The sequence below is a fragment of the Jiulongibacter sp. NS-SX5 genome (assembly GCF_052828545.1).
This window is the reverse complement of sequence record NZ_CM128248.1, coordinates 208,871-225,574: the sequence shown is the minus strand read 5'-3', so window position 1 is coordinate 225,574 and position 16,704 is coordinate 208,871. Positions and strand designations below refer to the sequence as shown.

At 39.0% G+C, this 16,704-nt stretch carries 14 protein-coding genes; 9 read left to right on the top strand and 5 right to left on the bottom strand.

Translation table 11 applies throughout. The annotated features are described in order from the left end of the window. Positions 1 to 10 precede the first annotated feature (10 nt). Entirely contained in the window at positions 11 to 859 is an 849-nt protein-coding gene (locus ACUXV0_RS00905; RefSeq protein WP_446191172.1) for a sterol desaturase family protein, read from the top strand. Here ACUXV0_RS00905 and ACUXV0_RS00900 read toward each other — a convergent pair. Next, complete coding sequence (locus tag ACUXV0_RS00900) at positions 856 to 1,917, bottom strand: hypothetical protein (RefSeq protein ID WP_446191171.1); 1,062 nt, start codon at positions 1,915 to 1,917, stop codon at positions 856 to 858. The genes ACUXV0_RS00905 and ACUXV0_RS00900 overlap by 4 nt on opposite strands. 179 nt (positions 1,918 to 2,096) lie before the next feature. Here ACUXV0_RS00900 and ACUXV0_RS00895 point away from each other — a divergent pair, with 179 nt between their 5' ends. Genes ACUXV0_RS00895 through ACUXV0_RS00870 form a run of 6 tightly spaced genes read left to right on the top strand, consistent with a single transcriptional unit; the run spans position 2,097 to position 9,986 of the window. After that, positions 2,097 to 4,163: an OmpA family protein gene (locus ACUXV0_RS00895; RefSeq protein ID WP_446191170.1), complete on the top strand. Its 2,067-nt coding sequence runs from the start codon at positions 2,097 to 2,099 to the stop codon at positions 4,161 to 4,163. Between the two features lie 40 nt (positions 4,164 to 4,203). Further along, positions 4,204 to 5,934 (top strand): glycosyltransferase family 39 protein, encoded by a 1,731-nt coding sequence (locus tag ACUXV0_RS00890; RefSeq protein ID WP_446191169.1) that lies wholly within the window; start codon positions 4,204 to 4,206, stop codon positions 5,932 to 5,934. Further along, the gene (locus tag ACUXV0_RS00885) at positions 5,934 to 7,490 is read left to right on the top strand and encodes a hypothetical protein (RefSeq protein ID WP_446191168.1); all 1,557 of its coding nucleotides are present in this window, start codon (positions 5,934 to 5,936) and stop codon (positions 7,488 to 7,490) included. Before ACUXV0_RS00890 ends, ACUXV0_RS00885 begins: the two co-directional genes overlap by 1 nt. Beyond that, on the top strand, positions 7,490 to 8,596 hold the full coding sequence (locus ACUXV0_RS00880; RefSeq protein ID WP_446191167.1) for an acyltransferase family protein: 1,107 nt from the start codon (positions 7,490 to 7,492) through the stop codon (positions 8,594 to 8,596). The genes ACUXV0_RS00885 and ACUXV0_RS00880 overlap by 1 nt, the downstream gene beginning before the upstream one ends. A 52-nt stretch (positions 8,597 to 8,648) precedes the next feature. Next, complete coding sequence (locus ACUXV0_RS00875) at positions 8,649 to 9,056, top strand: DUF6624 domain-containing protein (protein ID WP_446191166.1); 408 nt, start codon at positions 8,649 to 8,651, stop codon at positions 9,054 to 9,056. Positions 9,057 to 9,062: 6 nt separating this feature from the next. Continuing rightward, positions 9,063 to 9,986 (top strand): glutaminase, encoded by a 924-nt coding sequence (locus ACUXV0_RS00870; protein ID WP_446191165.1) that lies wholly within the window; start codon positions 9,063 to 9,065, stop codon positions 9,984 to 9,986. Here ACUXV0_RS00870 and ACUXV0_RS00865 read toward each other — a convergent pair. From ACUXV0_RS00865 to ACUXV0_RS00855, 3 genes are read right to left on the bottom strand one after another with little or no spacing between them, the layout of a single operon-like run. Beyond that, complete coding sequence (locus tag ACUXV0_RS00865; protein WP_446191164.1) at positions 9,983 to 11,035, bottom strand: alpha/beta fold hydrolase; 1,053 nt, start codon at positions 11,033 to 11,035, stop codon at positions 9,983 to 9,985. The genes ACUXV0_RS00870 and ACUXV0_RS00865 overlap by 4 nt on opposite strands. A gap of 22 nt (positions 11,036 to 11,057) precedes the next feature. Next, positions 11,058 to 11,651 (bottom strand): hypothetical protein, encoded by a 594-nt coding sequence (locus ACUXV0_RS00860; RefSeq protein WP_446191163.1) that lies wholly within the window; start codon positions 11,649 to 11,651, stop codon positions 11,058 to 11,060. Between the two features lie 50 nt (positions 11,652 to 11,701). Further along, positions 11,702 to 11,839, bottom strand: coding sequence for a hypothetical protein (locus ACUXV0_RS00855; protein ID WP_446191162.1), 138 nt, complete (start codon positions 11,837 to 11,839; stop codon positions 11,702 to 11,704). Between ACUXV0_RS00855 and ACUXV0_RS00850 the strand changes: the two genes are divergently transcribed. Beyond that, entirely contained in the window at positions 11,838 to 12,827 is a 990-nt protein-coding gene (locus ACUXV0_RS00850) for a 2-hydroxyacid dehydrogenase (protein ID WP_446191161.1), read from the top strand. The two genes, ACUXV0_RS00855 and ACUXV0_RS00850, sit on opposite strands and share 2 nt — an antisense overlap. 32 nt (positions 12,828 to 12,859) lie before the next feature. Here the strand turns inward: ACUXV0_RS00850 and ACUXV0_RS00845 are convergent, their stop codons facing one another. Next, complete coding sequence (locus tag ACUXV0_RS00845; protein ID WP_446191160.1) at positions 12,860 to 14,380, bottom strand: M61 family metallopeptidase; 1,521 nt, start codon at positions 14,378 to 14,380, stop codon at positions 12,860 to 12,862. A gap of 62 nt (positions 14,381 to 14,442) precedes the next feature. Between ACUXV0_RS00845 and ACUXV0_RS00840 the strand changes: the two genes are divergently transcribed. Next, on the top strand, positions 14,443 to 16,704 hold the full coding sequence (locus tag ACUXV0_RS00840) for a glycogen debranching protein (protein ID WP_446191159.1): 2,262 nt from the start codon (positions 14,443 to 14,445) through the stop codon (positions 16,702 to 16,704).

The following is a 16,704-nucleotide window of genomic DNA, read 5'->3' as shown; positions in this document are numbered from 1 at the left end:
AATCGATAAAATGGAATCAATTATCAGCTATTTTGAGACGATACCTTCGTCTCACAGAAGTTTGATTTTAGTAGGAGGTATTACCTTCTTTTGGCTTGTTGAAAGTGCGGTACCCCTTTTCAATTTCAAATACAAAAAATGGAGTCATGCCGCCATTAATATCTTTTTTACGTTAACCACTATTATTATCAATTTTGCCTTGGCGTTTATCCTCCTAAAAACCGCCGACTGGACTGTGGACAACGATTTTGGTTTATTACAGTGGCTACCAGAAATGCCATTATGGTTATACACCCTCGTTGGACTTATTTTTCTAGACCTTATTGGGGCTTACTTTGTTCACTGGGCTGAGCATAAAGTGAAATGGATGTGGAGATTCCATTTGATTCATCATACAGATACGTGGGTAGATACTACTTCAGCCAATAGACACCATCCAGGAGAAAGTATTTTCCGTTTTATTTTTACCACAGCCGGTGTTTTACTGGTGGGTAGCCCTATGTGGTTGGTTTTTATGTATCAAAGTATCTCGGTGCTTCTTTCTCAATTTAACCATGCCAATATTTCTTTACCAAGGTGGCTTGATACGGCGATCAGTTATTTGATTATATCACCTGACATGCACAAGGTCCATCATCATTATGTTCTGCCTTATACCAACTCTAATTATGGCAATATCTTTTCTATCTGGGATCGCCTCTTTGGTACTTATATGAATATGGACCCTGACAAAATTGTCTATGGCATAGACACTCATATGGAAGATCATGAGCATAATAAAGTCAAAAATCTTCTTAAAATTCCTTTTCAACCCTACCGTGAACCCACTGAAGAAAGTTTAAAAGGAATGGCCAATTAAAGGGAATAAGAAGTAGGATCCTTGAGCCAACTGGCTACCTTTCTTTCCCAGAGCAACTGTGCGGTGGAATTTGTACTATGGCCTGTTTCCAAATCATATTCCTTTTGTAGGCGATTCATTTCCCTGAAACTTTCCAGGTATTGATATTGAATCATACTGCTTAAATCATCAACAGTGTAAGCCTCAATTTTCCTGAGTTTAGAGATAAGGTCATTCATAATGACCATGGTAATGTCAAAATGCAACTGTTCATGTCTGAGAGCAGATTCACTCCTGCTACCACTTTTGACCCAACTTTGACTCGGAACCATAAACACCTTGGGTCTGATATTGGCCACCAACTTTCTATCCTTTATGGTCAATCCTGTTTCGATAGCTATGCTCGGAAAAATGGCAGCAGCAAACTTTGTAATAGGTGGCGGTGAGCCCTTAAAATCCGACCAATTCACCTTTCTTGAAAAGTAATGCACAGTATCTCCGCGATTTACAGTCTGAAACTTTCCAAGATTGACAAGGCTACCAGTATTAAAAGCCTCAAGTCTGTTTAAATTCTGGTCAATATAACTGTGCGTATATTTCATTGCCGCTTCCCACATTTGCCTCAGAAGAGGCTCATAGGCTTCTGAGTGGGCTGTTCCCGGCGACCTATTATACCGATTTGTACTTCCGGGACTACAGAGTTCTAAAGTGTCATTTTGGTGCAATGCAAAGACCTTTAAACGCATTTGGGCAAAGCCATCAATCAAACCATTATTCCCTTTCTTTTCTTCAAAACTTAACTTTAAAATCTCTATGTAGAGCGGCGTACCAGAATAATTTTGTGATAGGCTCTGAAGGTTATTTAAGAAGGCTCTTTCTGTACCAGAATTAAGTGTCAAATCAGTTTTTGACATGTTTCTGAGGTAAACCTTTCCTAAAAAATAAGGGGACTCACGGGTATCTCGTATACTTTTTACATATGAATTTAAAGCCCCAAAATCATAGGACGATTTTTGCAAAGTAAGATTTACTTGTGCCGAAAGTGAAAACGAAATAAGAGTCAAAAATAGAAACTTCATGAAGTGTAGTCTGCTTCAGTTTGAATAACGCAAACACGGGTTAAACTGTTTTATAACATCAATTTAAGCTGAGATATTTCTGAAATTACTGCGAAAAATGTAACATAATTCTGAGTTTTACGTCTGTATTAAGAGAAAACAGAACTCTTTTCAATTCCAAAGTAGCCGCTAAAAGGAAAATGTTCAAAAAGGTCTTCATCTTGCTTCTTTTTGCCTATTCGGCAATCTCACAGGAAGTGCTGTGGGCAGATAAGGTTATAGAAGTATCTTCTGAACAAACAGACCAGTATTACAGTCCAAAAAACAGGGGAATTCAGATTCTAGGTACTCCAAGCATTTACCCTCAAATGACTGCAACCCCTTGTGCATGGCAGCCAAATGGATCAGACTTTGGGGAAGATTATATCAAAGTTGGTTTTGAGAAAGCTATTAAAGTAAAGCAGATTGCACTCATAGAAAACTGGAACCCTGGTGCAGTAGCCCGTATTTTTGGGTATGACGCCAATAATCTTGAATACTTGCTTTACCAAAGCAATGGCAATACTCCTAATGCAAGAAAAAGGTTTTGGAGAATCTACCCCGAATCTACTCCAGACATTGAGCTAAATGCCATTAAACTGGTCATTAACCACAGACTGACAAAGGGTATAAAGCAATACGATGCTATAGCCATTTCTGATTCAGACCAACCTATTGAATTTGATATCAATCTGGCTGAGGATATTCCAAAAGGACTAAAAAAGAAGAATCTCGGCAATATTGTCAACTCTGAATTTGGAGAGGTAGCCCCTATTATTACTCCTGATGGTCAAACACTATATTTCACCCGTCTAGATCACCCCGGCAATGTTCAACGTCCTAAAAATGACGAAAGACCGGTTGGGCAGGATATCTGGTACTCAGAATTGAATGAAATGGGTCTATGGAATATGCCTCTTAACATGGGCGAGCCCATCAATAATGAATTTGATAATGCCGCAGCCACCGCACCGGCCAATGGAAAAACACTTTACATTTTAAATGTATACCATCCCAGCGGTAAAATGTTAAAGGGCTTGTCAAAAACGGTTTATGACGGTAATAATTGGAGTATTCCAGAGAAAGTGGAAATCAAGAATTTTCAGGCCTTAGGAGAAGTAGATCCTTACACCAATGTAGTAAAAATAAGCACGGAGTATACGATAAGCCATGATGAGTCAGTGCTAGTGATGGGCCTCCAACGTAGCCAAACCTTTGGAGGTAAAGACCTTTATGTCAGCTTCAAACAAGAGGATGGCAGTTATTCTCTCCCTAAAAATATGGGACAGGTCATCAATACGGCAGATAATGAGGGTTCTCCTTTTTTATCGGCAGATATGAAAACATTATACTTCAACAGTAACGGCCACCCGGGTTATGGTGATGCAGATATTTATGTCACCAGAAGACTAGACGATACCTGGACCAACTGGACTGAGCCTCTCAATCTTGGCCCTCAAATTAACTCTGATAAGTGGGATGGTTATTTCTCTATTCCTGCTTCAGGTGATTTTGCTTACCTGAGTTCTAAAGATCACTCAATAGGAGGTGAAGATATTTTCAAAATAGAGCTTTTTGACGAAATCAAACCAGACCCAATGGTCATAATGAATGGTCAGATTACTGATGCATCAAATTCTGAAGGTATTTATGCTCCTATCAGCTTTGTACCCAGAATTGATTCTATTCAGGGGCCAAAAATCGAATTACAAATAAATCGTCAGACCGGAGAATATACAGCTATGATTCCTGCCGGTAATATATATGACATCAGCCTTGAGAAAAGTGGCTTTATCGGAATTAATGACTCTTTAAATCTCCTGGACACGAAGGACTTTAAGGAAATCCAGAAAAACTTTGAGCTTATTCCCCTGAGAGAAGGCTATAACATGATTTTAAAGAATGTGGCTTTTGAACAGGGTAAATTCGACCTTACACCTAGCTCTTTTGACGCCCTAGAAAAAATCACATCTATAATGAGAGAATATCCTACAATGAGCATACTCCTTGAGGGATACACAGATAATCAGGGAGATTTTACACTGAATGTTCAATTGGCTGAAAACAGAGTGAATGCCGTTAAAAACTATCTGGTTGAAAAAGGTAAAATCAATGCCGATAGAATTGAAACCAAAGCCTGGGGCCCCTTAAAACCAATCTCAAGCAATGCCACACCCGAACTAAGAGAGAAAAACCGAAGGGTAGAGTTTACCATTCTTAAAATGTAGTTAATTTTGAGGCTGATAGCTGGCCAGAAAACAAAACAGAATGTTTCTCGACCGAAAAGAAAACCAACATTTATCCTTACTGTTTCTAGTCCTATTAGGCTTCCTCCTACGCGTTTATGGTATTGACCAATTTGGTTTAGCAGGTGATGAAAAGTACAGTCTCTTTGTAAGTCAATTTACGTCATACCAAGGTAATAATCAGAAAGATTCTGTCAGGAAACCAGGTAATGAAGTATTTACTGCAAAAGAGTTTTGGTCTTCTAAAAATACAAATGATTTTTACGACGCCATAGCAAGAGTTGACACGGGCAATGGAGCATTTTTCACATACCTACTTCACTGGTGGACTAAGCTCTTTGGCGTATCAGATATGTCTTTGAGAATGCTCCCTTTATTGTTTACCCTTGGGATCATTCCACTGATTTTTAGGTTTGTAAAAGAACACTTCCATGATCCAAAACTAGCCATTACCGTATCTGCTCTTGCGAGTTTTTCACCCTTTTTAGTATCATATGCACAGGTAGCCAGAAACTATGGTGTATTATTTTTCTTTGCCCTGCTTTCTACTCATTGGTTCTTACAGTTATTAAAGTCTGAGTTTAGAAGTAAAAAATGGTGGTTGTATGTGATAGCGTATGGTGTCTCGGCAGCCATTTGCGAGCTGAATCATCTCTCTACTATCTCACTTTTCTTCATACATTTTATTTATTTGATCATCTATTACAGGAAATGGTCACATTTCTTGGCCTACTCAATGGCTATGATCATTCCGTTTGCCTCAGTACTCTGGTGGTTAACATCTGAAGGAGGAGCCTATATATTTGAATATGTAAGTAATTCTGTACATGTATATAATGAGAAGGCCAGTGCCGCACCTTACGAATACCTTTCAAAAACCAGTTTCTCTACGGTAGTACTACAAATAAGACATGTTATTTCTTCAATGTTTATTCAAATAGACGGCTTCTATGATCATGTAGAAGGTAAGAAGTTAGGCTTGGCAGCTTTTTCAGTGTTGATGGCTAATTTCATTATTTGGAGAACTTCTTTAAAAACAAAGCTTAAGCATTTGATTGGCTTCATCTCATTAATTGTCCTCGTAATTTTAAGCAAAGGAGAGCAGCTATTTCTACCTGTTTTTGTTTTAAACACAGGGTTGACCTTTATAGGGATCCGTTCTTTGTTTAAAGAATACAAGAACAAAAGCCTTCTGGTTTTTATTGTTTTGCTATCTTCAATTCCTATTTTCTTTCTGGCACTTTATGCCATACAGGACGATAATACTTTTAGAGTCATAACCAGATATGCGGGTTTTGGATATACTTTTTGCCTGGTCCTGACTGCCTTGATCTATCATAATCTGCTTCTACAAAAAACTGAATGGCGACCATGGGTTTGGTTTGGCATCATTGCTCAGTTCATACAGATAGGTTTTCTTCTAACGGAAGTATATTCTGACACTCAACCAAGGTACTTTTCTGATTACCCGGTACCTAGAGAAAAGAACCCTTACACCCTCATTGCGAATAAGGTTTTAGAGAATGCGTCTGAAGGAGACACCTTAATTCATCCGTCAGATTCATTTTACATGGAAAATGACATCAAAATACCAAGTGTAATTGATGCTCAATTAGTTAACTTCTATTTGCCAAAAGATCACACTTTACCTCAGCGAATTGATTTCGATGAGAGAAACAAAGTCTTGCTTCAAAAAAAGGATGGAAGTCGCATAGAACTCTTTGATTTCAAAGGAGATAAATACAGATATTAATGCCTGATAAGTCTAAAAATATTGCCTTCTATCTCCTGATATCATTACTTGTATTGGGTTCCTTCTGGTTTATTCACCTCTACGGGGTAGATGTACCGCACTGGGATGATCACGCAGTAAGAAACTATGTTAGTAATTTTAGTTGGTCAGACTTTTTAGACCTGATTAGTTTTCATAATGAACATAGAATCGGGGTTACTCGATTTTTCGCCCTGATAGTGGATTTTTTTGAGGGTAGACTAAATTATAAAGCCCTCATGTACATAGGCCAGTTTGCCCTTGTCGGTGTACTCGGTTTATATGTGTACATCAAAGAAAAATTTGACATTTCGTCTCTACTACTTTTTTTGATTGCCTTGGCAATTTTCAATTTGAGCACTTTTGAAAATAGCCTTTGGGGAATGGCGGGTTTACAAAACCACTGGGTTTTATTCCTGACGCCTTTGGCATTGGTTCTAATAATCAAAAGTCAGCTTGAAGAAGATGAAAAGCAACTCTGGTTTTATGGAGCTCTAATGACTTCAACTTTGGCCATACTTTCTTCTGCAAATGGCATTTTGGTAGCACCCATTGGCGTTTTACTGTTATTTTTTATTGGTAACCGAAAACCATTACTGATCTGGAGCTTGGTTCAGATAGTTTTGGTGACTCTATACTTTATAGGTTTTCAGAGCTTTGGGATGAGTCAAAGACCTCATTTAGAAGACTTTTTCCTAAACCTTTTTGCCCTTGCAGGCTCTTTTGCTACTCCAGTAATGAACATTGAAGCACCGATGGGCTTTACCCAGGTGGCTGGACTTATCAACATCCTTTTGGCTTTACTCTTATTTTTTAGGCTGTTGTTCAAAAAACACAATCAACATCAATTCCTCTTATACATAGCACTTACAAGCTTTTATATTGGAACGATGGTACTAATTTCGGTGAGTAGAAGTGATTATGAAAGACATGTTTTATTGACCAGTAAGTATAAAATCTACTCTCTACTTTTATTGGCAAACACGCTATTCTTCGGAATTCAAAAGGAAAAAATCAATGGTTTCAACTTAAGCTTTGGATTAACCTTGGGACTGGCTCTGCTGGCCTTTTGTAATCTTCAATTTTCCTTTTTGGATGATGCCAAGGCCACGTATCGAGAGCGTTTAGCAGATCAAGTCAACCTGGAGCTTCAAGGTGTCGATTATTTGAAAAATGATAATCTGATCGCCAAAGCTATAGCTTCTCAGAGCTTTTCAATTGAAAAGTCTCGGATAGATAGCATTGCTCTGCAAAAAGAGTATATCGAGTTTTTTGAAGATGATCTTCCTCAAAATGGCCAAAACTTCGTTTTCGCCAGAAGTAAATCTCAATCGCAACTCATTCCCTTTAATCCTGATTATCGCTTTTTCAGCTCCCAAGAATCAGGTGCGGCACGTCTATATTTGTATAACTTCCCTTCAGATGTCTATGAATTATACTTTATTTCGCAGCAGGAAGGACAAATCAACGTATTCAATCCCGAAAAGACATTGAGAATAGAAGGTATTAGCTATACCAATGCTCCTAAAAACTGGTAATGCAAAAAAGCACAGGATATATTAAATCATTAGATGGGCTTAGATTTCTGGCGGTTACCCTCGTACTGGCAGATCATTGGTCTGGTGACAAGCTAGGCTTTCCAGCTTCTTATCTAGGAGTTTGTATGTTTTTTGTCTTGAGTGGTTTTTTGATTACTCGCATTTTATTAAAAGCGAAAGAAAAAGACGAAACCGAAAACAGGACGCATGGCTTCTCATTGAAGCAATTTTATATTCGAAGAACCATCAGAATCTTTCCACTTTACTATTTAGTTCTCGCCATACTATTTGTTTTGAATGTCTCTCCTGTAAGAGAGCAAATTGGCTGGCTCGCCAGTTATATGACGAACAATTATATCGCCTTTAAAGCTGGCTGGCTTGGTTCTGTGGATCATTTATGGTCTTTGGCGGTAGAAGAGCAGTTTTACTTGTTTTTCCCTTTCGTAGTCCTGTTTTTACCCTTACAAAAGCTATCCAAGGCGTTTTACTTTTTGATTGCCTTATCAATAGGCCTGCGGGCTTATTTTTATTTTAGTGGGCAGTCATGGATACTTCCATATGTACTGATGCCTACTTGTCTCGATGCTTTTGCCGCTGGCGGACTGCTGGCCTATTGGAGTTTTTATGACAATAAAAAGATTCTGAACAGCCTCCAGAAACCAGTTTCATTGGCCATAGGTTTACTACAGTATATCATCTGTGTTTATATCTTAAAATCTATTGGAGAAGGACATAATTTAGTTTCTGTCATTTTCCTCCGCTTTTCAGAAACATTACTTAGCATCAGTATAATTGTCTATCTATTGAAACCATCCGGAAACCTCCTCAAAAGTATTTTTGAATGGAATCCTCTCGTTTACATTGGGAAGATCAGCTACGGTATATACATCTTTCACAATTTCGTATACAATGAATATCACCCAATTTCCTGGAGCCCGATAGTCAAAGTAGTCAGACGTTTAGAAGAAAGCAGCAATGCCCTCCTGGCCTCTACCTCATTCAAGATAGTTTTCCTTTATGTAGTAGTTATCATCCTTGCCAGTATTTCCTGGTACACTTTTGAGAAGCCCATCAATCAACTTAAAAATCGATTTGACTACCGATAGGCATTGACCTTAATGTTGTCAATTTTTTAAATTTGCCCCAAAAAAAAACTCTATGCGATTCATTTATATTCTTGTTTCGGTCTTTCTACTATTTGCTTGCGGAGCAAATGAAAAACCAACTCAAACCAATATGGATCTAATCATTGAATTAGAGGACATGGCACGAAAAGACCAGACCATAAGTTTGGTACAAGTGAATGACGAATTTAAGCGTATGAGAGATAGCCTCATTGAGGTGAATACCTCCAGGTTAAAAGAGATTATTGACGAACATGGTTTTACAGGCACACATTTAGTTGGCAATTCTGGAAGTAGAAAAGCCATGCTTATAGCTCTACACTCTAATGATGAGGACTTTAAAAATGAATACCTTGAATTACTGGAAGAGGCCGTAGAAGAGGGAGATGCCAACCCTGAAGACCTCAAAGTGATGAAAGAAAAAATGGGTCTTGAAAACTAATCATCCATGAATCAGGTAAGCTGTAACGAAGTAGTAAGCACAATATATCAGCGTGTAAAAGCCCTCAAAGAAAAAGGAAAACCTGCCAATTATATTCCTGAGCTGGCGATAGTAGAACCTTCAAAATTTGGTGTACATATAGCTCAGCTCAATGATGCCAACTTTGGTATTGGCGATTTTCAGGAAAATTTCTCAATCCAGAGTATTTCAAAGGTTCTTTCCTTATGTCTGGCCTACAGAATTCTAGGTGAGAAGATATGGAAGAGAGTAGACGTAGAACCTTCAGGAACAAAATTCAACTCCTTATTACAATTAGAAAGTGATAACGGCATACCTCGGAATCCGTTCATCAACGCCGGAGCCTTGGTGATCGTAGATATTTTGATCAGTGAATTAGAAAACCCGAAAGAAGATGTTCTAAACTTCGTAAAAAGCCTTTGCCCTTCAGGCAATATCGACTATTCGCCTAAGGTTAAAGCCTCAGAGAAGTCTGTCGGTTATCGAAATTTCGCTTTGGCAAACTTCCTTAAATCTTTGGGAAACCTTGACAATGAGCCAAACGATGTCTTGGACCTCTATTTTACCATCTGCTCCTTGGAGACAGATTGTGAAACCTTATCAGAGATATTCTTATTTATGGCCAACGACGGTATAGTGCCACACTCTGGTGAAAAAGTTTTTAGTAAAAGTTACTCTAAACGGGTAAATGCCCTAATGCAAACCTGCGGCTTCTATGATGAGTCAGGAGAATTTGCGTTTAGAGTAGGTTTACCAGGCAAAAGTGGCGTCGGTGGTGGAATAGTGGCTATCTATCCAGACAAATACAGTATTGCGGTATGGTCCCCAGGTTTAAATGCCAAAGGCAATTCATACAAAGGCATGAAATTTCTAGAGGACTTCACCACCGAAACGGAAATGTCTATTTTCTAAAGTCCTACAAAACTCAAAACTTCCTGAACAAACTTCTGCTCCTCATTGTACATGGGTGAATGTCCGCTGTTCTCAAAGATGACCAGTTTTTTATCGTTGGAAGAAACCTTGTCAAAGGCATCCTCGCCCAAATCAGGTGGAACTACAAAATCATATTTACCATACAGAAACAGGCAGGGCTTTTCTATTTTATAGAGTTGATCCGAGAGACTTGTTGATTCAATTTCGGGGGTAAGGACGTTTGAAGTGTATAAACCTGTCACAGTACTTCTGGCCCAATTGATAGGAGAAGCTACCACTTTGGCGAAGGTTCCTTCAGCAAAAGATGGACTTTGAATTAAACCTGCGTCTACCAAGTAAGACTCTACCTCAAATCCTTTTTGGTTGATTTCTCCTCCTTGCTCTTCTGTGATATTATTTGGGTCAATTCCTTCCACCCAATCTTTGATGGCTTGCCATTCTTCAATGGAGTTTTCTGCGGCAATCTGTTCTGTAGAAACCTTTTTAAATAGGTTGACGGCAGACTTGTTGAGAAAGGGAATATCGTGGGCTCCACTCGCTTCAATCCAACCATTTACCAGTGCAGCTTTTGCGGGGTCTACCATGTATTTTGTACCTAACATTCCTCCCCAACTATGACCTAGAAGATATACCTCAAAATCCTCTCCGAGGTGCTTTTTTAGCGTTCTAACGACAGCCTCCAAATCCTCAGCCATCTGCCCAACCGTAATCTTTTCTTCACCGTATTTGCCTTGTGACATTCCCTGACCTCGCTGATCCCAATAGGCCATAAGCAAGTTCTCTTCCAGATCTGTGGCATAATTACCAATCGAGTATTCTAGCCCATTACCACCCGGACCTCCGTGAATTAGTACCACCACTTTCTTGGCTTCCCTATTGCCCTGCAGATAAACAGGCATTTGGGCATCATCATAACTGACATAGATGGTTTCGGCCTCGTTAGGTGCCAGGTCTGACTCACATGAAGTAAACATTAATTGCGTTGAGGCCAAGACAGGAATTAAAAGTGTTTTTATCAATGATTTCATAGAAGTGAACACAAGAAAAATATTAGAATCTATATCCTAGTTCTAAGGCAGGAGCTAGCTGAACAGAATTATTAAAACCAGTTAGTAGAGAAGTATTTAAGCCAAAAAGTAAGCCTTGTTGCCTTCCATTTTTATTTTTTACTCTACCAATAGCAATATGAAAGCTGGGTGCCAAATATGAAGTTAGAGTTTGCTTACTCTCCCCTACCTCAGTATCATTTACTTCATAAACATTATCTAAGAAATGGCTAAAAAGACCTAACCCAATACCACCAGAGATCACTCTTCTATGATGGTTTATTCTTTTTAGCTGCAAACTCAAGTTTGGTAGTATGCCTACATGAGCTTGCGGATCTGTATAAACAGAAAGCTTAGGTACAAGCTCAATTCTATTGGTCTTGTATTTTACTCTATTTTGCCCTCTTTTGATACGGGTCTTGGTTTTGACTTTAGAGTAAATACCGTATTCATAGGCAACGGATAAACCCGGATTGGTCACTTGATCACCATAATAAGAAATTGCCATGCCTCCTGCTTGCCAACTGGGTTTCTCTCGAAAAGTCTTTTGGGCCTTGGCAGAAAAGCAGACCAACAAAAGGGGTAAGATGTACTTCATCTGATAGGGTTAAATCTGAATTGTAAACAAAGATACCTCGATTTTATTGCCTACTGACTTCTGATGATCACGTTCGAAGAAAATATGATTGATATTAGTTTTCCTACTTTATATCTATGACAAGCCACCTGATTTAGCAGAAAACCACCTCTTACTTTTACAGGTGAACCAATAATCAGTCTGTTCATGAAAGTTTGCGTTTTTAGTACTAAACCATACGATAAAGAATACTTTGAAAAGAACCTTCATAGCTATGAGTTGGAATTCACGTACTATGAGTCTCCTTTGAATATTTCTACTGTACAGCTGAGCAAAGGGTTTGACGCAGTATGTGTTTTTGTCAATGACAAACTTGATAACCAAGTCATTAGAAAGTTATCTGAGAACGGAATCAAGCTCATTGCCCTTAGATGTGCCGGTTTTAATAATGTGGACATTAAAGCAGCTCAGCAAGCAGGTATTAATATAGTTAGGGTTCCGGCATATTCACCCGAAGCAGTGGCCGAGCACGCTGTTGCCTTAATTTTAACCCTGAACAGGAAAACTCATAAAGCATATAATAGAGTCCGTGAAGGCAATTTTGCGTTAAATAACCTCATGGGATTTAATCTTTATGGGAAAACCGTCGGAGTCATTGGCACAGGTAAAATTGGTCAGGCTTTTAGTAGAATAATGCTTGGATTTGGTTGCAAAGTTATGGCCTACGATATCAATTCAAACGATGAATTATTAGCTCTAGGAGTAGAATATGTAAGCCAAGATGAGCTTTTTCAAAAGTCAGATATTATCTCATTGCATTGTCCTTTAATTCCTGAAACACAGTATATCATCAATAAAGATTCACTGGCTAAAATGAAAGAGCATGTGATGATCATCAACACCAGCAGAGGGGCTTTGGTGAATACAAAAGATGTCATCGAGGCCCTGAAGAAAAAGAAAGTCGGCCATTTGGGAATTGACGTTTACGAGCAGGAAGAGAATCTTTTCTTTAACGATCTCTCAGAATTGATCATTGAAGATGATATGCTACTCCGTTTAAATAGCTTCCCTAATGTACTCATCACTTCTCATCAGGCCTTTTTCACTAAAGAAGCCATGGATGAAATCACCTTGACAACTCTTAACAATATCAAAGCATTCAAAAATGGAAAGGCCATGCTCAATGAAGTGAAATAAAAAAGGCTGCCAAACGGCAGCCTTTTTGAAAATTATAACGGAAGATTCTTACTCCATACCTCCAGCAGCATTTTCTGCTGATCCGTCGGGTTGACCATCTTTCTGATGTCAATCTTATTGCCTTCACGTTTATAGTTTAAGCCTATTTTTTCTAAGTATTCCTGGTGAGGAAGTGGCTCTGCATTTTGAATATAATCATGGATAAAATCGCCGATTTCCGGATAAGTCATATCCACCAAATCCTGAAAGAAAGTCTTCTCAGTAAAAGGATTGCCTTTTCCATATTTCTTGACCAATTCCAGCATTACCTCTCTTAAGCCACGTGTACCGTTTGACAATTCCAGTAAACGAATATCGAGGTAGCCGGCCACCAATGAGCCTTTATAATAGATGTTGCCATATTGCTTGGCTCCGTCTTCATTGAATGATCTGGCAGCTATTTCTTTCAAACTCCAGCTTTTATCAAAGTAGTTTTCGTTGACAATGATCTTAGTGGCCAATGAATTCTTCACATAATCTTCAAATGGTACTACACCACCTCGGTACAGCAGAATATTAGAAGCCCACTCAGTGACACCCTCGTAAAGCCACAAGTGCTCAGAGGGCGTAGGCTCCACAAAATTGAAAGATTCAATAATCTCAGAGTGAATATTCAATGGCGTTACAATATGAAAAAACTCATGTGACGCAATGTCAGTCACTTGTTTCATGTATTGCTCTGTAGGCTCTTGTTCGCCCAATACATATTCTGAGCTATACGAGTGCTCCCACGCTCCGGTAGTTCCGGTAGGATTGGGCAGAAAATAATACAGAAAGGTATATTGATCTACAGGCAACTTTACCAAAAACTTTTGCGAAGCCTCCAACATATCTTTCATATTGCTCAGCAAAGCTTCAGAATTAAACTTCCCTTGCTCAGAGTAAGTGTAAATTTGAATTGGAGTATCAGCTACTTTGGTTTGAGCAGTGGTCAAGTTTCCAGAGAGTATTGGCGAATCCACAGCATGGTCAAAAGATTCGGCCGTAAAAATGCCGTCTATCTGTTTTAGGGCTGAGCCAGTGATCCAATTCTCTCCTCCAATCAATTTGATCTGAAGCGGATCTGACTGGTGACCTCTGAAATAACCCATAACTGTGTGAGTATTGATTAAAGTGTGGTCTTCCTCAATACTGCTTCCACACATCATATACACCGGATAAGAACTCACCTGAGTATCGAATGTCTCTGCTACCTCATAGGTGATTTTGGTAGCTTTGTGAGGTTTAGAAATAGTGTAATGATTGGGTGCAATGTATTCTACCTTAAGTTCTTTCCCTTTTTTATTGAAAGCTTTGAAGTTGGACACATATCGACCAATATTCTGCGTCTGATAGGTGCCAGGTGCCGTAGCAGCAAATTGAAATGTACCTTCACTTTTTCCTAAATTTTTCGGGATGTCTACAGAAACAAAAAAGGTGTCCGTATTCTTTGTCACGTCAATTGTGTACATCAATCCTTGCCCCAAAACTAGGTTTGAGCATAGTGCAAAGGCAATAAGAAGTAAATTCTTCATTAAATGGTATTTGTTTGTTGTTTGTATAATTTTGATCAACCTATGATTTAAACGCAAATATAATGCATCACCTTTCAAAAGGGCTTCTTTTAGTACAGACGGTCCTACTTCTTGCCTGCGGCCCCGATTTGACTATTTCTGATGAATTTCAAAAAGCTGACTTTCTCAAAGGAAGAACCGAAAACTTAAATTCTCCTTTCGTCACAGCCGGCGACAGACTATATACGGTAGGCCATCAAGATGGCTCTTTTCCTGATTTAGGCTGGCACATCGAAGGTGAAATGGGTGGTATATGGATGCACCCGATTAAACTAATGGATGGTTTTGAGGTTTCAATTACAGATGAATCCAACTCTTATCTGTTAAACAACGCTGAGGAGTTCAGAAATTATCCTTTTGGCAATGCCCACACGTTTAACATTCCTGATCTAAAAATTGAAAGAAAGCAGTTTGCTCCGGACGGACTTCCATCTTTGGTCATTAACTTCTACATTGAAAATATCAGTGCTGATAGTAAAGAATTTGAGTTAAGCTTTGTCCCGAAGTTTGACTTAAGACCAACATGGCTTGGTGACAGTACGGGTATGGTCAATAGTGAAGATCAGATTATGATTGAGAATGATATCCTATGGGCAAAAGACATTCAGAATGATTGGTTTGCGGGAGTCAAAACAACTTCTTCAAATAATATTGATAAAGATAAAACCGCAGTTAAAGTAAGCTTAGAAAAAGGAGAACGTAGAGAGTTACAATTTTATGTAGCAGGTTCAATGGAGTCCTTTGAAGACCTGGCGAAAGTCTTAAAGGAAACCGAAAAAAGGTCAATTACTCTACTAAAATCTAAAAAGGCACGACTTGAAAAACTCGCCTCTTTTTCTACCCTAAAAAGCCCCGACAGCCTGCTAAACACTACTTTCCAATGGTTGAAGTATAATACCGACTGGCTGGTCAATGAAGTTCCGGGCATAGGTCGAGGCATCACCGCAGGTATTCCTGACTACCCGTGGTGGTTTGGAGTAGATAGTGAATATGCACTAAAAGGGGTACTAGCCACAGGCAACAAAGAATTGGTTTATGAAACCATTGAGTTAATTGCGAAGCTCTCAAAAGAGACCAATGGTAACGGGAGAATTATTCATGAGGCCTCCAGCAATGGTTTCGTTTTTAATAAGGGAAATATCAATGAAACTCCGCAATTCGTTAGTCTGATAAAATATGTCTTCGACTGGACGGGTGATAAGGACTTCCTCCGAAAGTATTATCCCCTTTGCAAAAGCGGGATGGAATGGCTTTACCAACAAAATGACAGCGATCAAAACCTACTACCGGAAGGCTTTGGTATGATGGAAATACATGGGCTTAACTCTGAAATGATAGATGTGGCATCTTACAGCTGGAAGGCCTTAGTAGATCTTTCTTCTTTGGCTCAAGTCTCAGGGGAAGTCGATTTTGCTGAAGAATGCTTGGCCAAGGCAGATCAATTAAAGCAAACTATAAATGATGCGTATTGGGTAGAAGACTTTCAGTCTTATGCAGATTTTATTGGCGATAAACATCAGGCTTTAGAGCTGATACATGGGGCTAAAGAAAGAGCTACTGATCTCAATAAGCCTTGGGCAGTCCGAGAGCTAGAAGAGACTGAACAAAAGGTAAGCCAAATGAAGGACGTGAAACAGGGTCATGTACTCTATCATAACTGGGTGGTGAATACACCTATGGAGGTTGGACTGGCACCAAGAGAAAAAGCACTAGCTGCCTTAAAAACAGCTGAGCAGTTCACTAATCCTTATGGCATGTTTGTTACTGGAATTGACAGAGATGAGGCAGATGCGGCTAATACTGGCTCTGCCCAGAAAAAGATTTTCTCATATGTGGGTGCTGTTATGACGCTTCCAACCGGTGTACAGGCTATCGCCGAAAATAATTATGGAAGACCTGATAAAGCCTTGGATTACCTTCAACGTATGACCAAAAGTTTTGGCTACGCCCTTCCCGGAAGTATGTATGAAGTTTCACCAGACTTCGGAATGATGACTCAGGCATGGAATATCTTTGCCTTTGCGGTACCTATTGTGAATCAGTTTTTCGGCATCAACCCAAAAGCAGCAGACAAAATGATTATCCTGGATCCTGTTTTTCCTGAAAGTTGGCCTCAGGCAAGTTTGGAAAGTGTAAAAGTCAATGAACTAGTTTTTGACATACATATTAATGGCTTTAAAAAAGTCATTGATATTTCATCAGAAAGCAATGACTGGACTTTCCAATTGTCTCCTTCAAAAAAAGAAGCATACCAACTTCGTGTTAATGATAAAATTGTAGATTAG